The 26,403-nt window shown below is 58.0% G+C and carries 28 protein-coding genes and 1 pseudogene; 9 read left to right on the top strand and 20 right to left on the bottom strand.

The window, feature by feature from the left end; translation table 11 throughout:
• Nucleotides 1–5: 5 nt before the first annotated feature.
• Genes flgG through Q1A89_RS13080 form a run of 6 tightly spaced genes read right to left on the bottom strand, consistent with a single transcriptional unit; the run spans nucleotide 6 to nucleotide 2,904 of the window.
• The gene (flgG, locus tag Q1A89_RS13105; protein WP_299728751.1) at nucleotides 6–791 is read right to left on the bottom strand and encodes a flagellar basal-body rod protein FlgG; all 786 of its coding nucleotides are present in this window, start codon (nucleotides 789–791) and stop codon (nucleotides 6–8) included.
• A gap of 10 nt (nucleotides 792–801) precedes the next feature.
• Nucleotides 802–1,521: a flagellar hook-basal body complex protein gene (locus tag Q1A89_RS13100; protein WP_299728748.1), complete on the bottom strand. Its 720-nt coding sequence runs from the start codon at nucleotides 1,519–1,521 to the stop codon at nucleotides 802–804.
• 1 nt (nucleotide 1,522) lies between these two features.
• On the bottom strand, nucleotides 1,523–1,792 hold the full coding sequence (locus tag Q1A89_RS13095; RefSeq protein WP_299728745.1) for a flagellar biosynthetic protein FliQ: 270 nt from the start codon (nucleotides 1,790–1,792) through the stop codon (nucleotides 1,523–1,525).
• Between the two features lies 1 nt (nucleotide 1,793).
• Nucleotides 1,794–2,078 (bottom strand): flagellar hook-basal body complex protein FliE, encoded by a 285-nt coding sequence (fliE, locus tag Q1A89_RS13090; protein WP_299728742.1) that lies wholly within the window; start codon nucleotides 2,076–2,078, stop codon nucleotides 1,794–1,796.
• A gap of 28 nt (nucleotides 2,079–2,106) precedes the next feature.
• Nucleotides 2,107–2,499, bottom strand: coding sequence for a flagellar basal body rod protein FlgC (flgC, locus tag Q1A89_RS13085; RefSeq protein ID WP_299728739.1), 393 nt, complete (start codon nucleotides 2,497–2,499; stop codon nucleotides 2,107–2,109).
• Between the two features lie 12 nt (nucleotides 2,500–2,511).
• Nucleotides 2,512–2,904: a FlgB family protein gene (locus Q1A89_RS13080; RefSeq protein WP_299728736.1), complete on the bottom strand. Its 393-nt coding sequence runs from the start codon at nucleotides 2,902–2,904 to the stop codon at nucleotides 2,512–2,514.
• Nucleotides 2,905–2,986: 82 nt separating this feature from the next.
• Between Q1A89_RS13080 and Q1A89_RS13075 the strand changes: the two genes are divergently transcribed.
• Nucleotides 2,987–4,315, top strand: a complete 1,329-nt coding sequence (locus Q1A89_RS13075; RefSeq protein WP_299728733.1) for a FliI/YscN family ATPase — start codon at nucleotides 2,987–2,989, stop codon at nucleotides 4,313–4,315.
• A gap of 231 nt (nucleotides 4,316–4,546) precedes the next feature.
• On the opposite strand, the gene Q1A89_RS13070 is transcribed toward Q1A89_RS13075, so the two are convergent.
• The 6 genes from Q1A89_RS13070 to Q1A89_RS13045 form a co-directional block, all read right to left on the bottom strand.
• Nucleotides 4,547–5,335: a DUF1217 domain-containing protein gene (locus Q1A89_RS13070; RefSeq protein WP_299728730.1), complete on the bottom strand. Its 789-nt coding sequence runs from the start codon at nucleotides 5,333–5,335 to the stop codon at nucleotides 4,547–4,549.
• A gap of 5 nt (nucleotides 5,336–5,340) precedes the next feature.
• Nucleotides 5,341–5,742 (bottom strand): flagellar biosynthesis repressor FlbT, encoded by a 402-nt coding sequence (gene flbT / locus Q1A89_RS13065; RefSeq protein WP_299728727.1) that lies wholly within the window; start codon nucleotides 5,740–5,742, stop codon nucleotides 5,341–5,343.
• Nucleotides 5,739–6,116: a flagellar biosynthesis regulator FlaF gene (flaF, locus tag Q1A89_RS13060; protein WP_299728724.1), complete on the bottom strand. Its 378-nt coding sequence runs from the start codon at nucleotides 6,114–6,116 to the stop codon at nucleotides 5,739–5,741. Before flaF ends, flbT begins: the two co-directional genes overlap by 4 nt.
• 69 nt (nucleotides 6,117–6,185) lie before the next feature.
• On the bottom strand, nucleotides 6,186–7,499 hold the full coding sequence (locus Q1A89_RS13055) for a flagellin (RefSeq protein WP_299728721.1): 1,314 nt from the start codon (nucleotides 7,497–7,499) through the stop codon (nucleotides 6,186–6,188).
• A gap of 205 nt (nucleotides 7,500–7,704) precedes the next feature.
• Entirely contained in the window at nucleotides 7,705–8,061 is a 357-nt protein-coding gene (locus tag Q1A89_RS13050) for a hypothetical protein (protein ID WP_299728718.1), read from the bottom strand.
• The gene (locus tag Q1A89_RS13045) at nucleotides 8,054–8,335 is read right to left on the bottom strand and encodes a rod-binding protein (protein ID WP_299728715.1); all 282 of its coding nucleotides are present in this window, start codon (nucleotides 8,333–8,335) and stop codon (nucleotides 8,054–8,056) included. The genes Q1A89_RS13050 and Q1A89_RS13045 overlap by 8 nt, the downstream gene beginning before the upstream one ends.
• Here Q1A89_RS13045 and Q1A89_RS13040 point away from each other — a divergent pair.
• On the top strand, nucleotides 8,334–10,118 hold the full coding sequence (locus Q1A89_RS13040) for a flagellar hook-length control protein FliK (protein ID WP_299728658.1): 1,785 nt from the start codon (nucleotides 8,334–8,336) through the stop codon (nucleotides 10,116–10,118). The two genes, Q1A89_RS13045 and Q1A89_RS13040, sit on opposite strands and share 2 nt — an antisense overlap.
• Before the next feature lie 5 nt (nucleotides 10,119–10,123).
• Nucleotides 10,124–10,783, top strand: a complete 660-nt coding sequence (locus tag Q1A89_RS13035) for a flagellar hook capping FlgD N-terminal domain-containing protein (protein ID WP_299728655.1) — start codon at nucleotides 10,124–10,126, stop codon at nucleotides 10,781–10,783.
• On the opposite strand, the gene Q1A89_RS13030 is transcribed toward Q1A89_RS13035, so the two are convergent.
• From Q1A89_RS13030 to Q1A89_RS13010, 5 genes are all read right to left on the bottom strand, one after another.
• On the bottom strand, nucleotides 10,780–12,099 hold the full coding sequence (locus tag Q1A89_RS13030) for an FAD-binding oxidoreductase (RefSeq protein WP_299728652.1): 1,320 nt from the start codon (nucleotides 12,097–12,099) through the stop codon (nucleotides 10,780–10,782). The genes Q1A89_RS13035 and Q1A89_RS13030 overlap by 4 nt on opposite strands.
• Entirely contained in the window at nucleotides 12,096–12,914 is an 819-nt protein-coding gene (locus tag Q1A89_RS13025) for an ABC transporter permease subunit (protein ID WP_299728649.1), read from the bottom strand. The genes Q1A89_RS13030 and Q1A89_RS13025 overlap by 4 nt, the downstream gene beginning before the upstream one ends.
• On the bottom strand, nucleotides 12,911–13,786 hold the full coding sequence (locus Q1A89_RS13020; protein WP_299728646.1) for an ABC transporter permease subunit: 876 nt from the start codon (nucleotides 13,784–13,786) through the stop codon (nucleotides 12,911–12,913). The genes Q1A89_RS13025 and Q1A89_RS13020 overlap by 4 nt, the downstream gene beginning before the upstream one ends.
• The gene (locus Q1A89_RS13015) at nucleotides 13,783–14,910 is read right to left on the bottom strand and encodes an ABC transporter ATP-binding protein (protein ID WP_299728643.1); all 1,128 of its coding nucleotides are present in this window, start codon (nucleotides 14,908–14,910) and stop codon (nucleotides 13,783–13,785) included. Before Q1A89_RS13015 ends, Q1A89_RS13020 begins: the two co-directional genes overlap by 4 nt.
• A 61-nt stretch (nucleotides 14,911–14,971) precedes the next feature.
• Entirely contained in the window at nucleotides 14,972–16,054 is a 1,083-nt protein-coding gene (locus Q1A89_RS13010) for a polyamine ABC transporter substrate-binding protein (RefSeq protein WP_299728640.1), read from the bottom strand.
• 146 nt (nucleotides 16,055–16,200) lie between these two features.
• Here Q1A89_RS13010 and Q1A89_RS13005 point away from each other — a divergent pair, with 146 nt between their 5' ends.
• A complete protein-coding gene (locus Q1A89_RS13005; RefSeq protein ID WP_299729170.1) occupies nucleotides 16,201–17,598 on the top strand; it encodes an aspartate aminotransferase family protein in 1,398 nt (465 codons plus the stop codon).
• A 12-nt stretch (nucleotides 17,599–17,610) separates the two neighbouring features.
• Here Q1A89_RS13005 and Q1A89_RS13000 read toward each other — a convergent pair whose 3' ends face one another.
• Nucleotides 17,611–18,771, bottom strand: coding sequence for a M24 family metallopeptidase (locus Q1A89_RS13000; protein WP_299728637.1), 1,161 nt, complete (start codon nucleotides 18,769–18,771; stop codon nucleotides 17,611–17,613).
• A gap of 178 nt (nucleotides 18,772–18,949) precedes the next feature.
• Between Q1A89_RS13000 and Q1A89_RS12995 the strand changes: the two genes are divergently transcribed.
• The 5 genes and pseudogenes from Q1A89_RS12995 to Q1A89_RS12975 all read left to right on the top strand — a co-directional run.
• Nucleotides 18,950–20,050, top strand: a complete 1,101-nt coding sequence (locus Q1A89_RS12995; protein ID WP_299728634.1) for an ABC transporter ATP-binding protein — start codon at nucleotides 18,950–18,952, stop codon at nucleotides 20,048–20,050.
• A gap of 81 nt (nucleotides 20,051–20,131) precedes the next feature.
• Nucleotides 20,132–21,241 carry an extracellular solute-binding protein gene (locus Q1A89_RS12990; RefSeq protein ID WP_299728631.1) on the top strand — a complete coding sequence of 370 codons (1,110 nt, stop codon included), beginning with the start codon at nucleotides 20,132–20,134 and terminating at the stop codon, nucleotides 21,239–21,241.
• A gap of 95 nt (nucleotides 21,242–21,336) precedes the next feature.
• The gene (locus tag Q1A89_RS12985; protein ID WP_299728628.1) at nucleotides 21,337–21,624 is read left to right on the top strand and encodes a DUF1330 domain-containing protein; all 288 of its coding nucleotides are present in this window, start codon (nucleotides 21,337–21,339) and stop codon (nucleotides 21,622–21,624) included.
• Nucleotides 21,625–21,627: 3 nt separating this feature from the next.
• Complete coding sequence (locus Q1A89_RS12980) at nucleotides 21,628–23,265, top strand: ABC transporter permease (RefSeq protein WP_299728625.1); 1,638 nt, start codon at nucleotides 21,628–21,630, stop codon at nucleotides 23,263–23,265.
• 11 nt (nucleotides 23,266–23,276) lie between these two features.
• A pseudogene (locus tag Q1A89_RS12975) lies at nucleotides 23,277–24,155 on the top strand (ABC transporter permease); the annotation flags it as partial.
• Between the two features lie 92 nt (nucleotides 24,156–24,247).
• Here the strand turns inward: Q1A89_RS12975 and Q1A89_RS12970 are convergent.
• Together Q1A89_RS12970 and Q1A89_RS12965 are read right to left on the bottom strand one after the other, a co-directional pair.
• Nucleotides 24,248–25,603 (bottom strand): lytic murein transglycosylase, encoded by a 1,356-nt coding sequence (locus tag Q1A89_RS12970; protein ID WP_299728622.1) that lies wholly within the window; start codon nucleotides 25,601–25,603, stop codon nucleotides 24,248–24,250.
• Between the two features lie 57 nt (nucleotides 25,604–25,660).
• The gene (locus Q1A89_RS12965) at nucleotides 25,661–26,392 is read right to left on the bottom strand and encodes a YafY family protein (protein ID WP_299728619.1); all 732 of its coding nucleotides are present in this window, start codon (nucleotides 26,390–26,392) and stop codon (nucleotides 25,661–25,663) included.
• Nucleotides 26,393–26,403: the final 11 nt, after the last annotated feature.

The following is a 26,403-nucleotide window of genomic DNA, read 5'->3' as shown; positions in this document are numbered from 1 at the left end:
ACGTATCATCGGATTTGCGTCATTGCGCCCATCATCTGGTCAGCCGCAGAAATGACCTTTGAATTCATCTCGTAGCCTCGCTGTGCAGCGATCAATTCGGTTATTTCTCGCACCGCGTCCACCGAGCTTTCCTCGAGGTATCCTTGGCGGAGCGTGCCCAAACCATCCAGACCCGGTGTCGTTGTGATGGGTGGACCGGAGGCTTCCGTCTCGGCAAAGAGGTTGCTTCCCAGGGCCTCAAGCCCCTTGGCATTGGTGAACCCTGTCAGGTTGAATTGGCCGATCAACTGCCCTTCAGCGGTGTCGACGAAATAGGCGTACACTTCGCCATCTCCGTTGATCGATATGCTGCGGGCATCGGCCGGTATCACGACTTCTGGCGCCACCGGGTAACCGTCCGAGGTGACGATGACCCCCTCGCCCGTGCGTTTCAATCCGCCATCACGCGTGTACGCCGTCTGGCCGGATGGAAGCGTGACTTCGAGGAACCCTTTTCCTTCGATGGCGACGTCCAGATCGCCGCCCGTCGCGGCCAGCGATCCTTGCGCGAGTTGCATTGAAACAGCCGCCGGTCGCACACCAAGACCGAGCTGTACGCCAGTTGGCACGACCGTTCCGTCCGACGCATTGATCGATCCTGGCCGCGTCATTTGCTGATAGTGCAGGTCCGCAAATTCTGCGCGACGGGCGTTGTAGCCGGTCGTGCTCATATTGGCGAGGTTGTTCGAAATCGTTTCGACCCGCATCTGTTGGGCCAGCATGCCTGTCGCAGCAATTTTCAGGGCGCGCATCTGCGTCTCCTCAGTTGGATTTCATCATTGCGTCCATCGCTCGGCGGACGCGTTCATCTTCGGAATCGAGAAAACTCTGACCCATCTCGTAAGCGCGCTGAACCTCGATCATCCGCGCCAACTGGCTGATTGGGTCGACGTTGGATTCCTCGACAAACCCCTGCATCATTCGCGCGTTTTCCGAAGGTTCAAAGCCTTCATCTGCGCTGAACAGTACACCGCTCTCGCGGATCATTCCCCCCGGGTTGGTTGGTGTAACCAAACCGATCTGGCCCACGAGCGTCCCATCAGCACTGATTGTTCCATCAGGTGAAACGGCGATCGTGCGTGCGTCAGGCGGGACAAAAACTGGTGCCCCGCCGGCATCCAGAACGGGATGCCCGTCATGCGTGACAAGGTCGCCGGCGCCGTTCGGCGTAAAACTACCGGCACGCGTCAAACGTTCACCATTGGGTGTCTGGATCAGGAAATAGCCGTCGCCCTCGACGGCAAAATCAAATGTCCCACCCGTCTGTGTGAGGTTGCCCTGCACAAACGAACTGTGACGCCCGTTTCCGTGCCCCATCGACAGGGAGGCCCCGCCTTGAATCCCGCGGACGTATTCGGAAAACACCATACCTTCCTGGCGGAATCCGGTGGTTGCCGCGTTCGCGATGTTGTTGGCAACGACCTGCATCTCTCGCATCAGGCCGGACTGTCGTGTCAACGTGATATAACCGGTGCTGTCCATGTTAACCTCCAATGATCAAGGGAATGATCCAGCCTTGAAAAAACGACACCATCGTCTCCGTCATGAAGCCCATGGACATCCAGAATACGATCATGATTGCGGCCAGTTTCGGCACAAAGGTCAGCGTCATTTCCTGGATAGATGTCAGAGCCTGAACCAATCCGATAGAAACGCCAGCGACCAGCGCCACCGTCAAAATCGGGACCGAAACGATGACAGCGATCCATAATCCTTGGCGCATCGTGTCGAAAAAGATGACCTCGTTGAGCATCTTAGACGGGCATCCGTAGAATTTCCTGATAGGCTTCGACCACCTTGTTGCGGACGGTGACTGCCGTTTCGACGGCAAGTTCAGTCTGCGCCAGCGCCTGAACAAGAGAATGCGGGTCTGCATCTCCTGTCATGGCCTGCTGCGCCACCTGTTCGCCCTGCGCTAGCGTCTGGGCGAAATCCATGGCCATTCGGCCAAACATGCTCTCGCCAGAGGCCTTGCCGGGTTGCGTTGCTGCCCGCGACGCCGAGTAGTTTTGAACTGCGGAAAGTGCTGCTGAATCCATTCTGGATCTCCATTGTTGTCTGCGTCGTTTAACGGCGCAGCAGTTGCATCAGGCCAGACGACATTTGCCGGGCCTGTTCGAACATCTTGAGGTTTGCCTCGTAACTGCGTTGCGCCTCGCGCGCATCGGCGAGCTCGATCAGAAGATCGACATTTGAACCGTCGAAATGCCCTGATTCATCGGCCATCGGATGCGACGGATCGAAAATCCGTTCCAACTCACGGTCATCAAGTGACACGCGACCCACTTCGACCTTGGCCACACCGTTCCCACCATCAAATTCTGTGCGGAAGGGAACCGTCTTGCGCCGGTAACCGGGTGTGTCAGCGTTGGAAATGTTCTCGGACAGGTGGCGCAGACGGGCCGCCTGTGCCTGTAGGCCACTTGCCGAAACACCCAACGCTTTGGAAAATTCGCTCATCGCAGGTCCTCCTTATTGGCGCCCAAGACTGGATCGCAGAATATTCAGGGCAGATTTGTAGATGGCCAGGGAACGATCGTGCTGCCGTTTCGCATCCGTTGCGCGCAACATCTCTGTCTCCAGCGAAATTGTGTTGCCATCCGGAGAGGCGAAGGACCGGTCCTCTCGCATCAGTCCGGTCATGTCGGGTGTGGTTGAACCATTCAGATGCCCCGCCCGCGTCGCACGCTGTGTCGTCATAGTGTTTTGATGCGGAGAATAGATGTCTTGGAACGATGGCAAATCACGACCAACAAATCCCGGCGTATCGGCATTTGCCACATTCTGGGCAATCACAGCCTGACGCTGTCCAGCGTGGACTGCCATCGCGTGTGCCGTTTCGAAAACGGTCAGGTTCTGGAACATCGGGGCTTCTCCCTCGTGTAATTTCAACCAAGGCTTAACTGTGATTCCTTTAAAAACTGTTTGCAGCCACCATGAGGGTCCAATGCAGCAAGCAGCTCGGTTGAAGTCTTTCCACGCACATCTTTCGCAAATCAAAACCGCACGCACCCTCGGTCGTGTCACCGGCGTCAAAGCCGGAATGATCACCGCCAGCGGGTTGGACGGAGACGCGCGAATCGGCGACCGGGTCGAAGTGAGACGCCGCGATGGCACCATTCTGCGCGGCGAAGTTGTGCAATTGGCCTCGGAAGGCGTTGTTTTGCTGCCGGATGGTTCTGTCAGTGGCGTGGCGCAGGCCGACACTGTTGTGCTGGATCGCAGCAGCAGAATAGCGCCAGACACCTCCTGGATCGGTCGAATCATCGACCCGGATGGCAACCCGCTTGATGGACAACCATTGGTTCCGGGACTAACGCCGCGGCCACTGCATGCCAGCCCACCAGCTGCCGCGACCCGGCGCCCCTTGGGCCCAAGGTTGGACACCGGATATCTTGTTCTAGATACGATGTTGCCGATTGTGAGGGGTCAGAGAGTCGGGCTGTTCGCCGGATCCGGCGTCGGAAAATCCAGCATGATGGGACAATTGGCGAAAGTGATGTCGGCAGATATTGTCGTCATCGCCCTGATTGGTGAACGTGGACGCGAAGTACTGCACTTCTTCGATACTGTTCTAGGCGAAGAAGGCAGGGCGCGGACCATCGTGATCGCAGCCACATCTGACCAGGCAGCATTGGTGCGGCGCAGATGCGCGTGGACCGCCATGACCGTGGCTGAGCATTTTCGGGATCTTGGCTTGTCTGTCTTGTTGATCTCCGATTCCATAACACGCTTTGCCGAAGCCCATCGCGAAGTTGCGGTCGCCGCCGGAGAGGCTCCGGTGCTTCGTGGATTTCCGCCGTCTACCTCGCACTTGATCATGTCCTTGTGCGAACGTGCCGGACCAGGGGCGGAGGATCAGGGCGACATCACTGCCGTCTTCAGCGTTCTGGTGGCAGGATCTGACATGGATGAGCCCATTGCGGACATTCTACGCGGCGTACTGGATGGTCACATCGTTCTGGATAGGATGATCGCGGAACGTGGGAGATTTCCGGCCGTCGACGTGTTGAGATCCGTTTCTCGAAGCCTGCCAGACGCAGCAACACCAGAGGAAAACGACGTCATTCGCCAGGTGAGAAAGCACTTCAGCGTCTACGCGCAGAATCAGATGATGATCACTGCCGGCCTCTACACACAAGGCACGGACCCGGAAATCGATGCAGCAATGCAAGTTTGGTCGTCTCTTGATGAAAGCATGGCGCTGCAGCACAGTCAGGGACAAGAGCACAGTTTCGATCAACTGAAATTGGTGCTGCGTCGGGCGGGAAGATAGTGGCGTCAATTATACGTCAACGGCCAAAAAAGAAGAAAATTGGTCGACCAAAACAATCAGCGGGTCGCTTCCCATTTCCCGAAAGTTTCTGAAGACAGATTCCAAACTACCCACGGTTGTCGGACACGAAACGCACACCGCTCCGCTGTTTCCGCGATCATTCGATAACGCACTCGGACCGTTTCTTATTGGGGACCATATTTCCTAAAGGGATTCGGTCGACGGCCTAGCTCATGACTGCAGCAACGTCAGTGCAATCGCTGCAGATGACGAACCGGCGCCACCAGCTTCGAGTTGGGATCTTGCCAAGAATGAGCTCACCACTCGATCCAGTATTTCTGGCTCAGCAATCTGGGAAGGATCGGTTATGCCAAACAGACGGGACGCCCGATCCTGGAAAACCCCCAACTGAAAATCGATGTCGGCCTGACCAAATGCATCGGGGAGACCAAATGCGGTTTCGAACAGGTTTCTCAATGGCGGTTGACCCATTATTGAGAACCACTTCGAAGCGCTGCTTCCGTCGCCACTGACAACGTCCGCCAAAACACGTTCAGCGTAGAGAGCAACCCTCATTGTATCGTCTTGGTTTCCGGTTGCGATTTCGAAACTGCTCGCTTGGAATTTTGCGATGATCTCGTCGGCAAATCCGGACCGCAAAGCGCCTGGAATTTCGCCCGGCCCAAGGCCAAAAGCAGCCGAGAAATCGCGGTATCTGGAGTCGGTAAACCGATTGGCGAGCGCATCATTGGCCGTTGTGCCGTCACTCAGCATTTTTTCAATGAAAAACCGATTGTTGATGTCGTCCTGCAGCCCAAATGCGCCCAGCGCAACCGTCAACAAACGTCGATCAGACACCAACTCTTCAGCGGAGCGCACATTACCGATGTTCTCGGCGAAGTAATCCGTGTCGCGCTTCAATTCTGCTGATTGACTGAACGCGGAAAACTGTTGATCGTATGTCCGTTGGAGAAACTGCCATCCGACCAGGCCGGATGAAACGATGACTGGTTGATACATGGCGCTTAGCTTCCGGCTGCGAGTAGACGCTCTTCGCGCGGCAACAGCGCACGCAATGCCTTGAGACAACGATAGTGGTCATCTGCAACAAGGGCGGAGGATGCTATGTCGAGATGCTTTCGACTATCATCGTCGACAAATACCTGACTGAGCTCCTCTACTCCACGCAACAATTGTTTGCGCGCGCTGTCCTTGTCGGTATCGCCCGACAACACCAATTGCACAGCATAACAAACGCGGCGCACAGGCGTCTTTGCATCTTCGGGATGTATGGCGTCGCGGAGGCGCAGAATATGTACATCAGGGGTCATGACCGCCAGTCGACTGCGACGATCACCGTTTTCAATAACGGCTCCGTTTATTAGGATTCTCTCTTTTGGGCTAAGCTTGAGGATGAGACCGCTCATGATACTGGCCCTTCTTTTTTGAGGCCCCGCAAGACCGCCATGTTGATTTCCAAGAGTGGCAAAATGGACGCTTTCTTTTGCAGAACTTGCCGCGTGTGGTGATCGGTAAATTCGGCGAGATAGACGATACGCGCCTTCAATTCCTTTGGAAGCGGATTTTCGGGATCGACAACATCCACAACCAACGCAGTCCAAAGCCGCTGGTTGTTATGCAACGCTTGGACAAAAGCCGGAAAATGAGATTTTTTCTTGACGGCACGGTCACGCAATTCATGAGTCACACGCGCGATGACCTCGTATTCAGCGCGACGATCACTGCGCGTTGACGCAGCATTATTTGCGTAGCCACGCAATGCTTGGGTAGTCGCACTCACACTATCACCTAAATGTATTGAGGTTGGTAGGTGACGAGGCGCCGATTGTCAGCGCCTCGTCTATTTGTCTTAACGGAACAGCGACAAGATGGCCTGCGGCGCCTGGTTCGCAATCGAAAGGGACTGCACACCAAGCTGCTGCTGCGTTTGCAATGCCTGCAGTCGCGCCGAGACTTCTTCCATGTTCGCATCCACCAACGAACCGATGCCGGATTTGAACGAGTCGGTCAGATTGCTGACAAACTCGGACTGTGTTTCGATCCGGTTTTGCACGGTACCAAAGGCCGCAGCCGCGCTGATCGATTGCCCGATCAGAGCGTCGATCGCCGTCAATGCCGACGTCGCATCGGTGGTCACATCAATGTTCGCCAATGCGCCCAGACCGCCGGAGGACGCAGTGGATCCCGGCGTACCACCATTTTGGAAGACAGCACCAACGTCCACGTCGCCCGCTGTTGCACCCGTCGTGAATGTCAGCGTACCGGCAGAGATATCAACGGAGACTGCATAACCATCCGCCGAGTTGGTTGCCGCCCCAAAGAAGGCGCTCAACTGATTGGCCAGTCCATTGATGACATCGGCTTGGCCATCTTCGGCACTTGCCACAAACTGAAAGTCGCGACGACCAACGGCCGAGCTACCATCCGCGGTGTTGATCGACAGGCCATCCAGTGTCAGTTGGTAGCTGTTGCCAGCCGAAACGGCACCAAAGGAAACCGTGGTGCTGCCACCACCGGTTACCGTGACAGAAGAAACGGGATCAGTGGCTGCCGCGGCAAAACCTGTGTTGGCAGCGCCCACCTGAACCGCTTCGTTGGCGAGCGGCTGTGTGGACACACCAGCGCCAAAGGCTTGCGCGGTGACCGGAGTGGTTGTGGACAGGTTTTGACGCACGACGTCAATCTGACCTGCGGTCACACCACCACTGCTGTCGCGGTTAAGCGATGACAGAATTTGCACGTTGTCGGTGCTGGTGCCGTCAATCAGGTTCAAACCGTTGAACTGTGCAGCGGCAACAACCGAACCAATCTGTTCGGTGAGGGCCGTGATGTCCTGTTGGATAGAGTCGCGGTCGACGTTTTCTTCCTGAGCCGCAACGATGCGGCCTTTGACGTCATTCAGCAGGTCAGTGATAGTTTCCGACGCGTTGGCAGCCACAGCAACAGTACTGTTGCCCAGTGCGAGGCTCTCGGAAACTGCCTTAAAGCCTTTGACGTCCGATTCCATGACCTTCGAAATGGCCCAGACGGCAGAGTTGTCCTTGGCGCTTGCAACAGATTTACCCGTCGAAATCTCGCTTTGTGTCATTGCGAGGTTTTTGTTGATCGACTTCAGTGTTTGCAGCGCAACCATTGCGCCGTTGTTTGTAAGAATGCTCGACATGTATATGTCCTTTTGTCACGGCGCTTTGCGCCTAGGGTTATAATCGGACCCGCCTGGGTCGATCCAAATGCCGTTCTGACAAGTGCAGCCCCCCACTCGGGGTAGTGCGCCACCCGCTTCGAGTGCTCCGGGACCATGCCGTCGATTTAGCTAATGTAACCCTAACCAGACCGCGCCAAATGACTCGGATTTGACTCAATCTCGTTCAAGCACGCTTTTCCAGCGATCCGCCCGGACGCACATCGACCGTTTTCTTCCGACCCAGAGAATCGTAGGTGTCCAGCGACTTGCGCACCTGCCGGATCGCCGACAAGCGCCGCGCGACTGATCGAATGCCATGCAGGGCACTGTCCAGAAGCGCCTGATTGCGCTCAACCTTGTGATAAAGGGTTTCGAACGCAGCCCGGTTCTCACTCGCATGATCGGTCAGGGCCGCAATCAAACCTTCTTTTTGAGCATGCAAGCGCGACACGTCATCCAGCTTGCCCACCAGCAAGGCCGCCCTTTCCGCATCCAGCAGATCTTCGAGAGCATCCATGGCGGCCTGTATCTCTTCATCCATCGACCTGGCGCTCCTTCAATGCCTCAAAAAGAGCTTCGGCCAGACCAAGTCCGCCCGCTTCGACCATCTTTTCAGCCTGTGCCTGAACCAGAAATGAAGAAAACTGATCCTCCTCCGTTCCTCCGCCAAAAGCATCGCGGGTTTCCCCCATGCCCGCGGATTTCAGCATTTCTGCCAGAAACGTAGCCTCCAGTTTTTGCGCGGCCGCGCGCAGTGCCATGTCACGCTGATCGGTTTTGGCCGGTGCACTGGTATCTATCGGGGTCAACTGCATGTCGACTTCCTTTCAATTGGATCGATTTTTTCCAGCATGCCCAGCAAGCGGTAAAGAACCGGTAACCATCACTGCGCATAGTACGACCCAAGTGGAAGAAATCCCGGAGACGCCCATGGACATGAATGTCTTGTCGAAACTGTCCTCCAAGACAGACATAGGTCAGACCCCGTCTGAACAGACTTCGCCAGATGAAGGGTTTGCAGTCGTATTCAAGGCGTCAGATCCAACTGAGCCCCCAACGGTATCTGCCGAATCGAAGGCGAACCATAGTGTCCTGACCGAGGCTGAGCAGGCCGAGACGCAAACACATTCTGTCCAAAACGCTGACACCATTGTAACGGGTGATGCTGCAACACCAGCGCCTGCGAAGGGTCAAGGTACTGCTGCCAAGCCTGAATTAATCACCAACGCCGCGGCAAAAGGATTTGAGAACGAGCGCCAAGCAACAAACTTTGAGAAGGGGACCAACGCTTCAAGAGTCGAGACACCGGTTCGAGCGGGGTCGCTTTCGGAGCTGGCGCCTCCTGCTGGCGTGTTGGCCGATCGGAGCAGCGGGGCAAGCAACGTCAGCACTGCAATTGATGCGCGTCGGTCAGTCTCGGATAGCAGCACAGGCCATCATATGGGTGACCAATCCGGCACCATTCCAGGGCACACGATGCGCACGGCGAATAGCCTGCAGCACAACACCCATCAGGGAACTGAAACAGTGCGAAATCCTGGAGGCGCCAACAGTGACAAAGCCCCGGTTCTGCAAGCCGTGGAAAAAAGCATCAAAGCTGTGCAACAGTCCGGCGACAAAATAACCCCGCCAGTGGCTGAGACGTTGTCTGGTGTCCGTTCTCAATCCATTCCTTCGACCGGCATGGCCGTATCGATTTCGCAGGCCCCAAATTCGGCGCTCGTGACGTGTCACGAGACAAAAGTGATTCCGACACCTGCCAGCGGTCTGGCGAAAATCACCCAGGAAGTGACGGCAACGCCGAATACGTCAATTCATCCATCAATGACATTGGTCGAGCGTCATTTGGGTGGCCACGCTGTGCGGCTGGTGCCTCAACACGCCGACGCATCGGTTGCGCACAAGGACATCAGGGCCGCCGTTTGGTCTGAGGCGGACATGCGCACTACCACTGCGAATATGATGACATCGCCGCCAACCCCGGTCATCCCGGGTCTTGGTCGGCAACTCACACACGGTCTGGCCAATACTGTACCATCGAAAGATGCTCGCGCAGTTTCACCGTCATTCATTACAACCGAATTCACCCCGCAACTACATCAAGGTGACGTTCCGCACGAAGCTGTTTGGGATGTTCGTTCAAGTGCAACCACACCAGGTACCGCCGCTGCAGCGGCGGCACCACGCACTGAACTGGCAGCAAGCGTGTCACAGCAAATCGTCGATGCGATGCGAAAAAGTACCGATAAATCGGTTGAGATCGCGCTCAATCCGGTCGAACTGGGCCGCGTGCGGATGATCCTTAGCCCATCAGATGCGGGGGTCACGATGAATATCCTTGCAGATCGGCCTGATACGCTCGAACTGATGCGCCGCAATATCGATGACCTCACCAAGTCCCTCGCGGAGCTGGGCTACGAAAACATCTCCTTTTCCTTTGGTCACAGCGATCAGGCAAGCGACGGTTCAGCACATCATCAACAAGATCAGAACGAACACAGCGCAGTTCAGACTATAGTGCCCGATGCACCCCTGAGTGCGACTGAAACAACGCCCCATCTGGCGATTGCGCCTGACGGCATAGACATGAGGCTTTGACAGATATGGATATTCTTCCCACGCCCGCCGCAGCGGCCACCGCTACAGCCGCCATTGCGCCCAGCAGCGCAGTGTTAAGTTCAGATTTCGAAGTTTTTCTGCAAATGCTGACGGCCCAGGCCGAGTATCAGGACCCGCTGGAACCCATTGATTCTTCGGAATATGCCTCGCAACTCGCACAGTTCTCGATGGTCGAACAACAGGTCACAACCAACGATCTGATGGAACAGATTTTGTCGGCCCTTGGTGCAAACGACATGGCCAGCGCCGCCAACTGGATCGGGATGGAGGCGTTGGTGCAGGGGCCCGCCAAGTTTGAGGGAACGCCTGTCACAATTGCGCCCAACCCGCCGATCACCGCAGACGAAGTGACGCTGATTGTGACAAACGCACAAGGCACCGAGGTGCAAAGGCAAGCGATGCCTTTGGGGGCCGAACCTTATCTCTGGGATGGGCGCAAAGCGGATGGATCATCCTTTGCGCACGGCGAATATAGCTTTCAGATCGAAAGCAAGTCCAACGGTGAGGTTCTCCTGACAGAACCTGCCTTGGCCTACACCCGTGTGACCGAGGCCCGCGTGGACAATGGATCGACATTGCTGGTTTTGGGCAGCGGATACCTGATCGACGCCGCTAATGTACTTGGCTTGCGTGAACCGGCCTAGGGTCTCAGGTCATCGATTTGATATGCGGCGTAGAGCGGCGGCATGATCGCGCGACGCAGTGCTCCAAACGGGAAGGGACAGGCCGGATCCTGCATGACCCGTGGGTAAAGATCTGGCGTATCACCCAGTGCCAACGTCGCCAAGAGCTTGCCGGTATAGGTCCCCATGGCGACCCCATTGCCGTGATAGGCAAAACCGGCAAGAACGCCAGGCGCATCCGCAATTGGTCCAGCAAAAGGCGCCATTCCGCGCGCAAGGCACACCATGCCCGACCATGAATAGGGAATATCAACCTGCGCCCACGCTGGAAACATCTTGCGGAAGTCCTTTGTGACACGCGCGCGAGACCGTGCCTCGGCCCGGGCTGATGACAAAACGCCCCCGCGCATGCCAAATAAAAACCGGCGATCCGGCATCAGCCGAAAGTAATGGAGCAGATGCCGGCTGTCATAGGCCATTTGATCGCTCGTCCATCCTTGTGCGGACATTTCCTTATCGCTCAGTGGCCGGGTCACGATCACCGTAGACTGCGCGGGCATGTAGCGCCCGGCCATCCACGACGGGACATCTTCGCTGGAATAACCATTGGTGGCGAGAATCACGCGCTCGGCCGCGACGCGACCCATAGCTGTCGAAACACCCCGTTTGTCTAATTCAGTAACCGAGCTCTGATCAAAGAACCTGGCCCCACCCGACCGTGCCGCTGCGTAAAGACCCGCCAAAAGTTTCCGCGGATTGAGCCCAAAACCGACCGGAACGGTCATGGCGCCGTGAAAGGGCCCGGACATACCAGCGGATGACAGCTGCGCGCGGGTTAGAACTTCCGGCGCGACGCCATAATTCTCAACTATGCTCTCCGCCTCAGCAGCAAACCCTCGCGCGTCCCTTGGCCGATGCGCCAGACAGGTTTCGCCCGCAGAATGACGATCGACATCCAAATCCAGTTCGGACACCAGCGACTCCACCAGTTCGACGGCTGCTTTTTCAGCAGCTCGCCATTCCAGACGCGCATCGCGACCAACCCGGCGATCCAGTGCTGCATCCGACGCCTTGCCCCCACCCAAACAGCAAAAACCACCGTTGCGCCCTGACGCGCCCCAGCCAACTGAGTTTGCGTCGACCACAACAACCGAGGCACCGGCACGGGCCAGATGGTACGCCGCGGACAGGCCCGTGAACCCGGCGCCGATGATCACAACGTCGCAAGATATGTCCCCCTGCAGCACCGGGTTTTGCGCAATTTCGACCGTATTGTCCCACCAGCATCCGGACCGCGGTCCGTCGCCATAGGCATAGTCCGAAAAGATGCGGGTCATTGCGCTCGCGCTGCGGCCTGCTCGTCACGCTTGGCCCGCAATGCGGATTGCTTGCTGGCGATGGACGCCGCAATAACCCCAATGGTCACCAGACCGATCAGGATCGTGCTGAGCGCATTGATTTCGGGGCTGACCCCGAGGCGCACAGAAGACCAGATCTTCATCGGCAAGGTCGTTGCGGACGGGCCCGAAGTGAAGGACGCGATCACCAGATCATCGAGGCTGAGCGTGAAAGCAAGTAACCACCCCGAGATCACCGCCGGTGCGATAATCGGCAATGTGATCAAGCGGAATGCCTCGAAAGGAGACGCGCCAAGATCGAGTGCCGCCTCTTCCAATGACTGATCAAAAGTCATCAAACGGGACGATACGACAACAGATACGAAACACATCGAAAAGGTCGTGTGAGCCAGAACGATGGTCAGCACACCCCGATCCATGCCGATGCCGATAAACAGCAAAAGCAGCGACAGGCCAGTGATCACTTCGGGCATGACAAGCGGTGCATATATCATACCGGAAAACAGTGTGCGCCCGTAGAATCGCCCACCCCGCACCAGCACATAAGCGGCCATCGTGCCCAGAACGGTGGCGAAGGTCGACGAGATGACGGCGACACGGAGCGTCACCCAGGCCGCGTCCAGAAACGCGTCATTGGACAGCAATTCTCCGTACCATTTGGTTGAGAATCCGGCCCAGACAGTCACCAGCTTTGAGGCGTTGAAACTGTAGATCACGAGGATCAGCATCGGCAGATACAGGAACACGAACCCAAAGGTCAGCGACACAACGTTGAAGGGACTAAGCCGCGTCATTTGCCTGCCTCAGCCTGTCGCTGTTCGTTACGCTGGAACAGCACAATCGGGATGATCAGGATCAGCAGCAGAATGACCGCCACCGCGGACGCCACCGGCCAGTCGCGGTTGGAAAAGAACTCTTCAAACAATACCTTACCGATCATCAGCGTGCCGGACCCTCCGAGCAACGAGGGAATCACAAATTCACCCAAGGCTGGGATGAACACAAGGAAACAGCCCGCGATGATGCCGTTTTTGGACAGCGGAATCGTGACCAGCCAGAACGCTTTCAGCCGCGAACAGCCTAGGTCTTCGGCTGCCTCGATCAGCGAGCCGTCAAGGCGATCAAGGGCCGAATAGATCGGCAGGATCATGAATGGCAGATAGGTGTAGACGATGCCGATATAGACGGCAGTGTTCGTGTTGAGGATCGTCAGCGGCGCTGAGATCACACCGATCCACAGCAGGAATTGGTTCAAAAACCCTTCGCCCGACAGGATGCCGACCCACGCATAGACGCGGATCAGGAACGAGGTCCAGAACGGCAGGATCACCAGCATCAGCAATGTGGCGCGCCACTGCTCGGGCGCGCGCGCCATCGCATAGGCCATCGGGTATCCGACGCATAACGTTAGAAAGGTCGAGAAAAAAGCGATCTGGAGCGAGCTGAGGTAGGCTTTCCAATAGAGATCATCCTCGGTCAGAAAGACGAAGTTCTCGAAATCCAACCCGCTCAGCATCGTCCAGAGGCCGTCCTTGGCTGTTGGCGTGTAAGGCGGAATCGCCAGCGCGATATCGGACAGGGAAATCTTGAACACGACGGCAAAGGGGATCAGGAACAGTGCCAAAAGCCACAGATAGGGCACCGCTATGAGAATGACGCGTCTCATCTGTCCAAAAGCACCCCGGCGGTTTTGGTCCAGCTGATCCACACCGGGTCTTCCCATGTGATCGACCGGCGCGACAATCGGCGTGTGTTGGCGGTTTGCGCTTTGATCACCTGCCCGCCTGGCAGTTCGACATGATAGGTCGACAGATTGCCCAGATAGGCGATGTCCAGCACCTTGCCCTGCAACAGGTTGTCAGAGGCGTCCGGTTGTTCCGTATGGATGGAAACCTTTTCCGGCCGGACAGCGAGATGAGCGTTTTGACCGTCGTAAAAGGGCGTCTCGGATGCGGCAAGCACAGGTGGTTGCCCGTCCGCAAAACTCAGTTGGAACAGGCCGTCACTCGCGGCTTTGACCTGACCTTCTATGATATTCACGTCACCGATAAAGTCGGCCACGTAGACCGACTCCGGTGCCTCGTAGATCCGGTCGGGCGTGGCCACCTGCATGATCCGCCCCTCGTCCATCACGGCGATGCGGCTGGCGACGGTCATCGCCTCTTCCTGATCGTGGGTGACGATGACAAAGGTCGTGCCGGTCTTTTCCTGAATATCCATCAACTCGAACTGCGTGGCCTCACGCAGCTTTGCATCGAGCGCCCCCAGCGGTTCATCCAGCAGCAATAGTTTCGGCGCTTTGGCCAGTGAGCGGGCCAGGGCCACCCGCTGGCGTTGACCGCCGGAAATCTGGTGCGGTTTGCGCCGGGCGAATTTTTCCAGCCGGGTCAGCTTCAGCATCTCTTCGACGCGTTTGGCAATCGCGTCCTTGTCACTGCTTTCGCGCCGCAGGCCAAAGGCGATGTTGTCCCATACAGACAGGTGCGGGAACAGCGCATAGGACTGGAACATCATGTTCACCGCCCGCTTGTTGGGCGGCACCGATGCAATGTCGCTGCCTGCCAGTTCGATGGAGCCCGAGGTCGGGTGTTCAAATCCGGCCAGCATCCGCATCATCGTCGTCTTGCCACAGCCCGAAGGGCCCAGCAGCGCAAAGAATTCCTGCGCGAAAATGTCGAGAGTCAGATCGTCGATGGCCGTGAAATCGCCAAAGCGCTTGGTGACATTGCGAAACCGGATCAGCGGCTTCTCATCCGGGTCGTCCCAGGGGGCGAAAACTGTCTCTGCCAAGGGAATTCCGATCAAAAAAGATATGGGCGCGGAAGCAATCCCCGCGCCCGTGCACTCAGGCTCAGGTGCCCGATTTCACCTTGGTCCACAGCCGTGTCACCGTCCGCTGCACGCGGGCAGGATAGGGCGTGGTGGTATAGAGGTTTTCCAGCGTTGCCTCGTCCGGGTAGATCGCCGGATCACCGATCACATCCTCGATCAGGAACTCCTTGGAGGCGGCGTTGCCGTTGGCGTAGTACACATAGTTCGACGCCTGCGCCATGTTCTGCGCATCCATGATGAAGTTCAGGAATTTGTGCGCACCTTCAGGGTTCGGCGCATCCGCAGGAATCGCCATTTGGTCGAACCACATCAACGCCCCTTCGCTTGGCGCGTTGTACGCGATCTCAACACCGTTATCCGCCTCGGCCGCCCGGTCGCGCGCTTGCAGAATGTCGCCGGACCAGCCGAATGCGACACAGATGTCACCATTGGCAAGCGCATTGATATATTCAGAGCTGTGGAACTTCTGGATATAGGGTCGCACGCCCATCAGAACCGGTTCCGCTTTGGCAATCACGTCCGGGTCATGGCTGTCCGGATCTTCGCCGATGAACTTCAAGGCCGCGGGAATCATCTCGGCTGGCGCATCCAGGAAATGCACACCGCAGGCCTGTAGTTTCTCCATGTTTGCAGGATTGAACAGCAGCTCAAGCGAGCCTATCGGAGCGTCTTCGCCCAGGATTTCCTGTACTTTTCCGACGTTCACACCGATACCGGTGGTGCCCCACATGTAGTTGATCGAGTAAGCGTTGTCGGGATCGTATTGCGCGGTGCGCGCTTCGACCACGTCCCACAGATTTGCCGAGTTGGGCAGTTTGGACGTGTCCAGCTTCTGGAACGCACCCGCCGCAATCTGGCGCTGCAAGAAGGTCCCCGACGGCACCACAACATCGTAGCCCGACGATCCGGCCAGCATCTTGGTTTCCAGAACCTCGTTGCTGTCAAACACGTCGTAGATCAATTCGAGCCCGGTTTCTTCCTCGAACTTGGTCAGCAATTCTTCGTCGATATAGTCTGACCAGTTGTATACGCGGACTTCTTCGGCCCACGCGGCCCCTGCCAGGGCGACGACAGCAGCCGTGCTCAGCATCATATTCTTCATGGTTAACTCCCCTAAATCGCCCGTTTGCCGGGTCGAAGTTCATGAAACCAACTTTTGCAGGACTCGTCCAGCTTGATTGCACATGCCACATTGACGGCGCGCGCAATGCCCATATTCTCCGCACGTTCCTGACCTCAGAGGTAATCATGCCCGCCATCACCAATCACCTGCCCACCGCCGAACTGCAGGCGCTGGATGCAGCCCATCACATGCACCCCTTCACGACCAACAAGGACCTTGCCGAAAAGGGCGCGCGCATCATCACCCGCGCCAAGGGCGTGTACCTGCACGACAGCGACGGGAACGAGATTCTGGACGGCATGGCAGGTCTGTGGTGCGTCAACATCGGCTACGGTCGCGAGGAAATGGCAGAGGTCGCAGCCCGTCAAATGCGCGAATTGCCTTTCTACAACACGTTTTTCATGACGACCCATGTGCCAGCGATCGCGCTGGCCTCCAAGATCGCGGAACTGGCGCCCGGTGACCTCAATCACGTATTCTTTGCCAGCTCCGGGTCCGAAGCCAATGACACCAACATTCGCATGGTCCGCACCTATTGGGCGATGAAGGGCAAGCCGACCAAAACCATTATCATCAGCCGCAAGAACGCCTATCACGGCTCATCTGTCGGGTCGGGCAGTCTGGGCGGCATGACCCCGATGCACGAACAGGGCGGTCTGCCGATCCCGGACGTCCATCACATCAACCAACCCAACTGGTGGGCCGAAGGTGCGGGTATGGATCGCGACGCCTTTGGTCTGGCCCGCGCGCAAGAACTGGAACAGGCGATTCTGGACCATGGCGAGGACCGCATTGCCGCCTTTATCGCCGAACCGATCCAGGGGGCAGGCGGCGTGATCATTCCGCCCGACACCTATTGGCCCGAAATCCAGCGGATCTGCGACAAGTACGAGATTTTGCTGATCGCCGACGAGGTTATCTGCGGCTTTGGTCGCACGGGCAACTGGTTTGGCAGCCAGACGTTGGGCATCAAACCGCATATCATGACCATCGCCAAGGGGCTCAGTTCTGGCTACCAGCCCATTGGCGGTTCAGTTGTGTGTGACGAGGTGGCAGAGGTTATCGGGTCAGGCGAGTTCAACCACGGCTACACCTATTCCGGCCACCCGGTGGCAAGTGCTGTCGCGCTGGAAAATCTGCGCATTCTCGAAGAAGAAGACGTGCTGGGCCATGTCCGCGATGTGGCTGGCCCCGCTCTGCACGAGATGTGGCATGGCCTGTCCGATCATCCGCTTGTGGGCGAGACAACCATTGTGGGCATGATGGGATCCCTCGCGCTGACGCCGGACAAGGAAAACCGCGCCAAATTCGCGATGGAGGCCGGGACCGCAGGGTTCATGTGCCGCGAACGCTGTTTTGCCAACAACCTGGTGATGCGCCACGTCTATGACCGCATGGTGATTTCGCCACCCCTCATCATCACCCCTGAAGAGGTGGCAGAGTTCGGGCGTCGCGCGCGCAAGGCGCTCGACGAATGCTATGCGCAACTGAAAGAACAGGACATGCTGAAACCTGCCGCTTAAGGCACGCGAGTTTCACGGCTTGACGATCATCTCACGCGGGCGGTCGCAGAAACACTCCGCCGGGCCATTTTCGGTGATCCGGATGCTTTCGGTGATCGCAAGGCCCCAACCGTCCATCCAAAGGCCGGGCATGAAATGGAATGTCATGTTGGGTTGCAGGACAGTGTCGTCCTCTGCACGGAATGACATGGTCCGCTCACCCCAATCGGGTGGATAGCTGAGGCCGATGGGGTACCCACAGCGCGCCGTGCGCTCGATCCCGACCTTGTTCAGGGAGCGGTTCAATGCAGCGGCCACGTCGCGGGTCTGGTTGCCTGCGCGTGCCACGTCAAGCCCGTCCTCCAACCCTTCGATCAAGGCGGCCTCGGCCCGCTTCATCTCGTCCGGCGGATCGCCCAAAAAGACCGAGCGGCAGAGAGGGACGTGATAGCGCCGGTGACATCCAGCGATTTCGATGGTTGTCGCCTCGCCGCGCTCAAACGGGCGGCCATCCCATGTCAGGTGCGGCGCGGCCGCATCCGCACCTGACGGGACAAGCGGGACAATGGCCGGATAATCGCCCCAGGCTTCGCCCACTCCGTTGATCGCGTCGCGAAAGGCTTCGGCGATCACTATGTTCTTGGGCACACCCGGTTCAATCCGGGCAGCCATTCCGTCGACCACCGCCTCGGATATCCGCGCCGCCTTGCGCATCAATCCAATCTCAGCCTCGGATTTGACGGCACGACACCAGTTCACAAGGCCGGTTGCATCGACCAGATCAAACCCAGCCTGCCCCAGCACAGCATGGGCCTTGGCCGAATAGTAGTAATTGTCCATTTCGACGCCAACGCGGCCCGATAGATGATGGATCAAATCCTCCATCGGGTGACGATCCGGCGTCTGGATATAGTGTTCTTCGTAGCCGACCGCGCGGTCTGGCCCCATCCAAGCCGTGCGCACAGCGCCTGCTACATCCTGGGCCCGACCCCACCACAACGGGTCCGCGTCATGGGTCACGATCACCCCCTGATGGACATAAAAGGACCACCCGTCATAGCCAGTGAGCCAGCACATATTGGACGGGTCGGTGATCAGTAGGCAGGTCAGGTCCGCCTTGTTCATGGCCACCCGCACGTGCGCCAAACGCTGGCGATACTCCGACACTTCAAATGCCGAATCTCTGATTCCCATGACGTCCTCCGCTCAATCTGACGGTACAATTGCCCAAAAGAGCCCGGTATTGCAGTTAAATCGACCAGATTCCGCGCGAACGTCTCATTTTGCCACCTTGATGGTTGCAACAAGACAAAGGTCCAGTTTTACATGTGACAAAAGGCGGACAACGCCGACACATAACGGGGAGCCGGACTTGGCCGATACTGCAACCGACCAGGCGTTTGTTGAATTTGAACGCGTGCAGAAGAGTTATGATGGCGAAAACCTCGTCGTCAAAGATCTGAACCTGTCGATGCCAAAGGGTGAGTTTCTGACGATGCTCGGGCCATCCGGCTCTGGCAAGACAACGTGCCTGATGATGCTGGCCGGGTTCGAAACGGCCACTCACGGGGACATCCGCCTTGATGGTGTGTCGATCAACAACATCCCGCCGCACAAGCGCGGGATCGGCATGGTGTTCCAGAACTATGCCCTCTTTCCGCACATGACCGTTGCCGAAAACCTCAGCTTTCCACTTGAGGTGCGCAAGATCGGCAAATCCGAGCGCGAGGAAAAAGTGATGCGCGCGCTGGGCATGGTGCAGATGCAGGATTTTGCCGGTCGTCGCCCTGCGCAGCTTTCGGGGGGGCAGCAACAGCGGATCGCCCTGTCCCGCGCGCTTGTGTTCGAACCGGAGCTTGTTCTGATGGACGAACCCCTTGGCGCCCTCGACAAACAATTGCGCGAAACGCTGCAATTCGAAATCACGCGTCTGGCCCATGATTTGGGGATCACCACGGTCTATGTCACGCACGACCAGACCGAAGCGTTGACGATGTCCGACCGAGTTGCCGTGTTCGACGACGGGCGCATCCAGCAACTCGCCCCGCCGGACACCTTGTATGAAGAGCCGCAAAACAGCTTTGTGGCGCAGTTCATCGGCGAGAATAACACGCTGATGGGCAGCATCGAGGAAATCAAAGGCGACACCTGCCTTGTCCGCCTTGATGACGGCAGCCTGATTGACGCCAAGCCAATCAATGTAACGGAAAAGGGCCAACGCACCCGTGTGTCGATCCGCCCGGAACGGGTCGAGATAGACAAGGGCCGCCTGAACCCGGACGCGCACACGCTAAAAGCCGAAGTGCTGGAATTTATCTACATGGGAGATATCTTTCGCACACGGCTGCGCGTGGCAGGCAGCGATGATTTCGTCATCAAGACACGCAACGCACCCGACCAGATCCGCCTGACCCCAGGCGCACAAATCGACATCGGGTGGATGCCACAGGATTGCCGGGCGCTCGACGCCTGAGCACGACAAGAGGACCGTGGACGCTGCCCGACGCTCGGTCTTCCACACTCAAATTCGGGCTTAAACAGTGGGAGTAATATAATGAAACTCGCAAAAACCCTTATGGCAACGACGGCACTCACCGTCGCCTCGGGAACTGCATTCGCGGATGGCCACATGGCCAGCGAAATGACACTTGTCAGCTGGGGCGGTGCCTACCAGTCCAGCCAGCAAAACGCCTATGTCGCGCCATACATCGAAAACAATCCCGGCGTCTCTGCCGTCTGGGACGAAAGCTCGGCCGAAGCTGTGGCCAAGCTGCGCGCCATGAACGAGGCGGGCAACGTCACATGGGACGTCGTTGACGTTGTGGCCGCAGACGCGATCCGTCTGTGCGACGAAGGCCTTGCGCTGGAAATCGATGCCGACGAACAACTTGCGGCGGCCCCCGATGGCACATCCGCGTCGGACGACTTTGGTGACTTGCTGGTCAGCGACTGCTTTATCCCTCAGATCGTTTATTCGACGACCTTTGGCTATCGCACCGATCTCGTTGGCGACACACCTCCAACATCCGTCTGCGCCGTGTTCGACACAGACGCCTATCCCGGCAAGCGTTCGCTGGAAAAGCGTCCCATCAACAACATGGAATGGGCACTGCTGTGTGACGGCGTGGCCAAGGATGACGTCTATGACGTTCTGGCCACATCCGAAGGTCAGGATCAGGCATTGGCCAAACTGGGCACCATCAAGGACGATGTGATCTGGTGGTCTGCCGGTGCGGATACGCCCCAATTGCTCGCCGATGGCGAAATCGTCATGGGTTCCACCTATAACGGTCGTCTGTTCGCAGCAATCGAAGAGCAGAACCAACCCATCGGCATGCTCTGGGACGCGCAGGTGTTCGACCTTGACGGTTGGATCATCCCAACCGGTCTGAGCCCCGAGCGTGAAGCCCGTGCACTGGACTTCATCAAGTTCGCCACGGACACGCAGCGTCTTGCGGATCAAGCCAAGTACATCAGCTACGGCCCCGCACGTGCCTCTTCGGCGCCACTGGTCGGTCAGCACGCGGAACTGGGCATCGATATGGCGCCACATATGCCAACCGATCCAGAGAACGCCAAGAACACGTTCCTCTACAACTACGAGTTCTGGGCTGATTACCGTGACGACATCGACGCCAAATTCCAGGCGTGGCTGGCACAGTAAGCCCGTAGGGCGGGTTTAACCCCGCCTTACAACACAACAAAACGGGCAAGGCGGCACAACCGTCGCCTTGCCACCCCAACTCTGCGGAGACGTCGATGCCCAAAGGTTACATCATAGGCCACATCACAGTGAATGATCCTGAGGCGTACAAAGAGTACATCGAAAAGGACACGCCGATCCTGCTGGCCTTGGGCGCCATACCCATCGTGCGCGGCGGACAAGCGCAGGTGATGGAAGGAGAAACCCAGAACCGGCACGTCGTCTTTGAATTTCCATCATACGAGGCTGCTTTGACGGCCTTCAACGATCCCGAATATCAGGAAGTGGCCAAGATCCGGCACCGTTCCGCAACCAGCACCATCATTGTGGTCGAAGGAGTCTGAGCCATGGCCGAAGCGATGCTGGCCGCCGACGGCACCCCTCTCAAACGCAGCCTCGCCCGTGCCTTGCGCCGCCAGAAACTGCGCGCCCTCGGGCTGATCGCGCCGCTGTTGCTGTTCGTGCTGATCACCTTCATCGTGCCCATCGCCTCAATGCTGTTTCGCTCGGTCGAGAACGAGATTGTCAGCAACACCCTGCCCTACACGGTTGAATCGCTGGCGAGCTGGGACGCAGATCAAGACACGCTTCCGTCCGAAGACACGTATCAAGCGATGTTCTTTGACATGTTCGTCGCAGCCGAGGCCAAGCGGCATACGCGCCTTGGCACGCGGTTGAACTACGAGACCACTGGCCTGTCATCCCTGTTCCGCCAGTCCGGGCGCAAGCTCGATGACATCGCCGACATCTCTTACAAACCGCTCGAAGATCTGGACGGTGCCTGGGACGAAGGCGAAACGTGGTACGCGCTGATGAATGCGCGCGACGGCGCTGATACTGCCCTCATGGCGACACAGCGCGCCCGTATCGCCAGACTGACCGACACCGAAACCAATGGCGTCGTGAACTTTGCCCCGGACGCCGAAGTGGCCGCACTGTTGCCACTGGCCGCGCGGGAATACACTGCGTGGGCCATTTTTGTGGCCACTCAAGACGGTCGTGATCCAGCGACCCGCGACCCGTGGGAGGCTGTCGCTCCGGCCCTCCTGATTGACCTGCAATCGGCCGACCTCGGCGGGTATGATGGCCCGCATGCCGACCTGTTGCGCGCTGCACAGGCTGCGAACCTGCCTGTTCCGAACTTTACAGACGCATTTGCAGACGTGGACAAGGATTGGGGCAATCCCGAACCTTGGGCGACCATCCAGACCCATTCTGGCAAATATACTGGGGGCTATTTCCTGAACGCTGTAGATGCCCAAAAGACGGCGGATGGCATGGCATGGCAGCCCGAAAACAAGCAGATCCTCATCACCCTGTTTGGCCGGACCATCTGGATGTCCGTGCTGATCATGTGTTCCTGCATCCTGCTGGGCTATCCCATCGCATGGCTGCTTGCCAATCTGCCGATGCGACAGGCCAACCTGCTGCTGATACTCGTTTTGCTGCCATTCTGGACATCGCTTCTGGTGCGCACATCGGCGTGGAAAGTGATGTTACAACAGCAAGGTGTGATCAACGACGTGCTGGTCTGGATCGGTCTGGTGGCCGATGACAACCGTCTGATCATCATCAACAACCAGTTCGGCACCATCGTGTCGATGACGCACATCCTGCTGCCGTTCATGATCCTGCCTATGTATTCTGTGATGCAGACGATCCAGCCCAGTTATCTGCGGGCGGCAAAATCGCTTGGGGCGACAAACTGGACAGCCTTCTGGCGTGTCTATTTCCCGCAATCGATTCCGGGCATCGGGGCGGGCAGCATCCTCGTCTTCATCCTCGCCATCGGCTACTACATCACGCCGGAAATCGTCGGCGGGACCAAGGGCGTCTTCATCTCGAACCGGATCGCCTATCACATCTCGTCATCGCTCAACTGGGGCCTTGCGGCAGCGTTGGGGACGATCCTGCTGGCGGCGGTGCTGATCCTCTACTGGGCCTATGACAAGATCGTGGGCATCGACAACGTGAAGCTGGGGTAAAGAACATGGGACTTCCACCATACGCCACGCTGGGTCAGCGGATCTGGTATTACAGCTTTCGGGTGATCTGCGGGCTGATCTTCTTCTTCCTGATCGCGCCCATCGTTGTGGTCATGCCGCTCAGTTTCAACGCGCAGGATTTCTTTACCTTCACACCGGAAATGCTGCGGCTCGATCCCGCAGGCTACTCGCTCAAACACTACGAAGACTTCTTTACCAACCCACAATGGCAATTGGCGATGAAAAATTCGCTGATCATCGCGCCGATTGCGACGATCATCTCGGTGTCGCTTGGCACACTCGCCGCCATTGGCCTGTCCCAAAGCCACGTGCCGTTCAAGGGAACGATCATGGCCATCCTCATCTCGCCGATGATCGTCCCGTTGATCATCTCGGCCACGGGCATGTTTTTCTTCTACTCGTCCCTGGGCAACTGGATGGAAGGCACGCTGGGCCTCGACAAGGGGTTCGTAGGCTACGTCAAGGTCATCCTCGCCCACGCCGTCCTCGGCATCCCCTTCGTGATCATCACGGTGACAGCCACACTTGTAGGCTTTGATCGCTCCCTCACCCGGGCCGCAGCCAACATGGGCGCGGGGCCGGTCACCACTTTCTTTCGCGTGCAGATGCCGCTGATCCTGCCAGGTGTAATCTCGGGCGGCCTGTTCGCCTTCATCACGTCATTCGATGAGGTGGTCGTGGTTCTGTTCGTCGGATCGGCCAGCCAGAAAACCCTACCCTGGCAAATGTTCATCGGCCTGCGCGAACAGATCAGCCCGACAATCCTCGCCGTAGCTACAATCCTCGTTGTGATCTCAATCTGCCTGCTGACCACCGTCGAGTTGCTGCGCCGTCGCTCTGAACGGTTGCGCGGCATGTCGCCGGGCTAACCCTTCTTCTGACCTCAAATACCATGGGGGGCGGCCGCAAAGCCGGGGGGCAAAGCCCCCCTAAAACATGTCGTGGCGCAGCCTCGTTTGGATCACTGCAACGCCTTGAGCAGACCAAGTGACGCATACCCGTCCGGTGTTAGCCCGCGGGCGCGCTGGAATCCACGCACGGCCTCCAGCGTCTTGGGCCCGATCTTGCCATCGACCCCTTGCGTGTTGAACCCCGCCGCCGTCAGCAGGCGCTGCATCTCCTGGCGTTCGTCAAAGGTCAGCGCGCGGTCGCCACGGGGCCAGCTGGCCGCGAATTTGGGACCGTCGCCAATCCGGTCACTCAAATGCCCGACACCAATCACATAGGCGTCCGCGGCATTATACCGCTCGATCACGCTGAAATTCTTGAACACCATAAACGCCACACCCTGACTGCCCGCCGGCAACAGGATCGACGCGGCACCATGGTTCGGCACCGTCTTGCCATTGACACCCTTGACGCCAAGGCGCGCCCATTCGGCAGGGGTTCGCGTCACCTTGCGACTGGCCGACGCGTAGTCGAAATTGCGGGGCAAGGTCACTTCAACGCCCCAGGGCTGACCCTTCACCCAGCCAAATTTCGCCAGATAGGCCGCGGTCGAAGCCAGCGCATCCGTTGGGTCGTCCGACCAGATATCGCGCTTGCCGTCGCCCGTGAAATCCACCGCATAGTCGAGATACGAGGTCGGAATGAACTGCGTGTGCCCCATCGCCCCGGCCCAGGACCCGGTCATACTACGCGGATCAGTATCCCCGCTGTGCAGGATCTTCAGCGCGGCCATCAGCTGCTGTTCAAAGAACGCGCCACGCCGCCCGTCATAGGCAAGGGTGGCGAGACTCTGGACCACATCGCTCTTGCCGCGAAAGGTACCATAGTTGCTTTCCAGCCCCCAAACGGCCACCACAACCTCTTTCTCGACACCATAGCGCGCCTCGATCGCCTCGAGCGTGCGGCGATGTTTGGTCAAGGCGGCTCGTCCATTCTCAACCCGTGTGTCCGAAGCGGCACTGTCGAGATAGTCCCAAATCGTCTTGGTGAATTCGGACTGATTGCGGTCGCGCTTGATCACATCCGGATCGTAACGCACTCCACGAAAGGCGCGATCAAAGGTGGCAGCGTCGATACCTTGGCCTACAGCGCGCGCCTTCAGCCCACCCAGCCACTCTTGAAATCCCGCATCCTTGGCGGATGCCTCAACAGGTGGTGGAGTAGGTTGCGCTGCTGGCCCGGGGCGCAGTTTCGGGCGGGCCACCGAAGACCCCGTTACCACCAATATCGGCGCCGCTTCGGCGCGGGATACCACGTCGCTGACGGGTCGCATCTCGGGCCTCAGCGACCCCGCGATTGTCTGACCCATTGCCATATGACCAAAGAACAGGGCGCCGCCAACGGCCCCAAAGGTGACTGCCCACCGCATTTTTTGCCTCATGCTCGCTTGTTTCGCGTTGACCCAAGCCTACCGAAAATGGCGCAATCACGAAAGACTTTGATCACCGGAAGTGGAAACCTTGGCCCGGTGGGCATCTTCTGAGCGTAAACGCGCCAAGTGATCGCGCAGCAGGGACACGCGATGCGGGCGGAAACTGTCATCGGTCACCTGCAACTCGTCCATGCGATCCAGACGGAAAACACGGAAATCCTGCCGCAAATGGCACCACGCCATCAGCATGTTGGTGTCGTCGAAATAGACGATGCCCAGCGGTTTGACTGCGCGGGTTGTCGGCACATCATTGGCATCACGATAGGCAAAGCGCACGCTGACCTCGTCCCATGCGGCCTGTCGCAGGGCGGCGACATCTATGCGGATCGGCAATCGCTTGCGGAACCTCCGTGCATCCAGAACAGCGTGTTTCAGACGGTGCGCTTGTTTCGGCGGCACCCGCGCCTGAATCTTGGCAAGCGCAGAGGTCGCGGCCTGAACAAGGGCGGGATCGGCAATCGCTGCCACATCGCGCAGACCCAGAACGAGGGCTTCCAGCTCGTCATCCTCGAACCCGAGCGGCGGCAGGGTCGCGTCTTCGATCAGGGTAAAGCCAAACCCGGCCTCGCCATCGATCACGGCGCCCAGCCCGCGCAATTCATCGATGTCGCGGTAGATCGTGCGCAGCGACACGTCCATCTCGTAGGCCAGCGACTGCGCCGTGATCGGCGGTGTCATGCGGCGCAAGGTCTGCATCAATTGGAAAAGGCGGTGTGTGCGGGTCATGACCCTACCCT

Source organism: uncultured Tateyamaria sp. (assembly GCF_947503045.1).
Taxonomy (GTDB): Bacteria; Pseudomonadota; Alphaproteobacteria; order Rhodobacterales; family Rhodobacteraceae; genus Tateyamaria.
This window is presented reverse-complemented; position numbering and strand designations above follow the sequence as displayed.

What these genes read in the sequence shown, in the direction of transcription:
- Q1A89_RS13020 (WP_299728646.1), bottom strand. Translation starts at nt 13,786, where the DNA reads ATGAGACGCGTCATTCTCATAGCGGTGCCCTATCTGTGGCTTTTGGCA.
- Q1A89_RS12965 (WP_299728619.1), bottom strand. Translation starts at nt 26,392, where the DNA reads ATGACCCGCACACACCGCCTTTTCCAATTGATGCAGACCTTGCGCCGC.
- Q1A89_RS13040 (WP_299728658.1), top strand. Translation starts at nt 8,334, where the DNA reads ATGTCGACTTCCTTTCAATTGGATCGATTTTTTCCAGCATGCCCAGCA.
- Q1A89_RS13035 (WP_299728655.1), top strand. Translation starts at nt 10,124, where the DNA reads ATGGATATTCTTCCCACGCCCGCCGCAGCGGCCACCGCTACAGCCGCC.
- flgG (WP_299728751.1), bottom strand. Translation starts at nt 791, where the DNA reads ATGCGCGCCCTGAAAATTGCTGCGACAGGCATGCTGGCCCAACAGATG.
- Q1A89_RS13030 (WP_299728652.1), bottom strand. Translation starts at nt 12,099, where the DNA reads ATGACCCGCATCTTTTCGGACTATGCCTATGGCGACGGACCGCGGTCC.
- flgC (WP_299728739.1), bottom strand. Translation starts at nt 2,499, where the DNA reads ATGAGCGAATTTTCCAAAGCGTTGGGTGTTTCGGCAAGTGGCCTACAG.
- Q1A89_RS13070 (WP_299728730.1), bottom strand. Translation starts at nt 5,335, where the DNA reads ATGTATCAACCAGTCATCGTTTCATCCGGCCTGGTCGGATGGCAGTTT.
- Q1A89_RS13005 (WP_299729170.1), top strand. Translation starts at nt 16,201, where the DNA reads ATGCCCGCCATCACCAATCACCTGCCCACCGCCGAACTGCAGGCGCTG.
- Q1A89_RS13095 (WP_299728745.1), bottom strand. Translation starts at nt 1,792, where the DNA reads ATGCTCAACGAGGTCATCTTTTTCGACACGATGCGCCAAGGATTATGG.
- Q1A89_RS13045 (WP_299728715.1), bottom strand. Translation starts at nt 8,335, where the DNA reads ATGCAGTTGACCCCGATAGATACCAGTGCACCGGCCAAAACCGATCAG.
- Q1A89_RS13050 (WP_299728718.1), bottom strand. Translation starts at nt 8,061, where the DNA reads ATGGATGAAGAGATACAGGCCGCCATGGATGCTCTCGAAGATCTGCTG.
- Q1A89_RS13075 (WP_299728733.1), top strand. Translation starts at nt 2,987, where the DNA reads ATGCAGCAAGCAGCTCGGTTGAAGTCTTTCCACGCACATCTTTCGCAA.
- Q1A89_RS12990 (WP_299728631.1), top strand. Translation starts at nt 20,132, where the DNA reads ATGAAACTCGCAAAAACCCTTATGGCAACGACGGCACTCACCGTCGCC.
- Q1A89_RS12970 (WP_299728622.1), bottom strand. Translation starts at nt 25,603, where the DNA reads ATGCGGTGGGCAGTCACCTTTGGGGCCGTTGGCGGCGCCCTGTTCTTT.
- Q1A89_RS13055 (WP_299728721.1), bottom strand. Translation starts at nt 7,499, where the DNA reads ATGTCGAGCATTCTTACAAACAACGGCGCAATGGTTGCGCTGCAAACA.
- flbT (WP_299728727.1), bottom strand. Translation starts at nt 5,742, where the DNA reads ATGAGCGGTCTCATCCTCAAGCTTAGCCCAAAAGAGAGAATCCTAATA.
- Q1A89_RS13080 (WP_299728736.1), bottom strand. Translation starts at nt 2,904, where the DNA reads ATGTTCCAGAACCTGACCGTTTTCGAAACGGCACACGCGATGGCAGTC.
- Q1A89_RS13100 (WP_299728748.1), bottom strand. Translation starts at nt 1,521, where the DNA reads ATGGACAGCACCGGTTATATCACGTTGACACGACAGTCCGGCCTGATG.
- Q1A89_RS13010 (WP_299728640.1), bottom strand. Translation starts at nt 16,054, where the DNA reads ATGAAGAATATGATGCTGAGCACGGCTGCTGTCGTCGCCCTGGCAGGG.
- Q1A89_RS12985 (WP_299728628.1), top strand. Translation starts at nt 21,337, where the DNA reads ATGCCCAAAGGTTACATCATAGGCCACATCACAGTGAATGATCCTGAG.
- Q1A89_RS12980 (WP_299728625.1), top strand. Translation starts at nt 21,628, where the DNA reads ATGGCCGAAGCGATGCTGGCCGCCGACGGCACCCCTCTCAAACGCAGC.
- Q1A89_RS13000 (WP_299728637.1), bottom strand. Translation starts at nt 18,771, where the DNA reads ATGGGAATCAGAGATTCGGCATTTGAAGTGTCGGAGTATCGCCAGCGT.
- Q1A89_RS13025 (WP_299728649.1), bottom strand. Translation starts at nt 12,914, where the DNA reads ATGACGCGGCTTAGTCCCTTCAACGTTGTGTCGCTGACCTTTGGGTTC.
- fliE (WP_299728742.1), bottom strand. Translation starts at nt 2,078, where the DNA reads ATGGATTCAGCAGCACTTTCCGCAGTTCAAAACTACTCGGCGTCGCGG.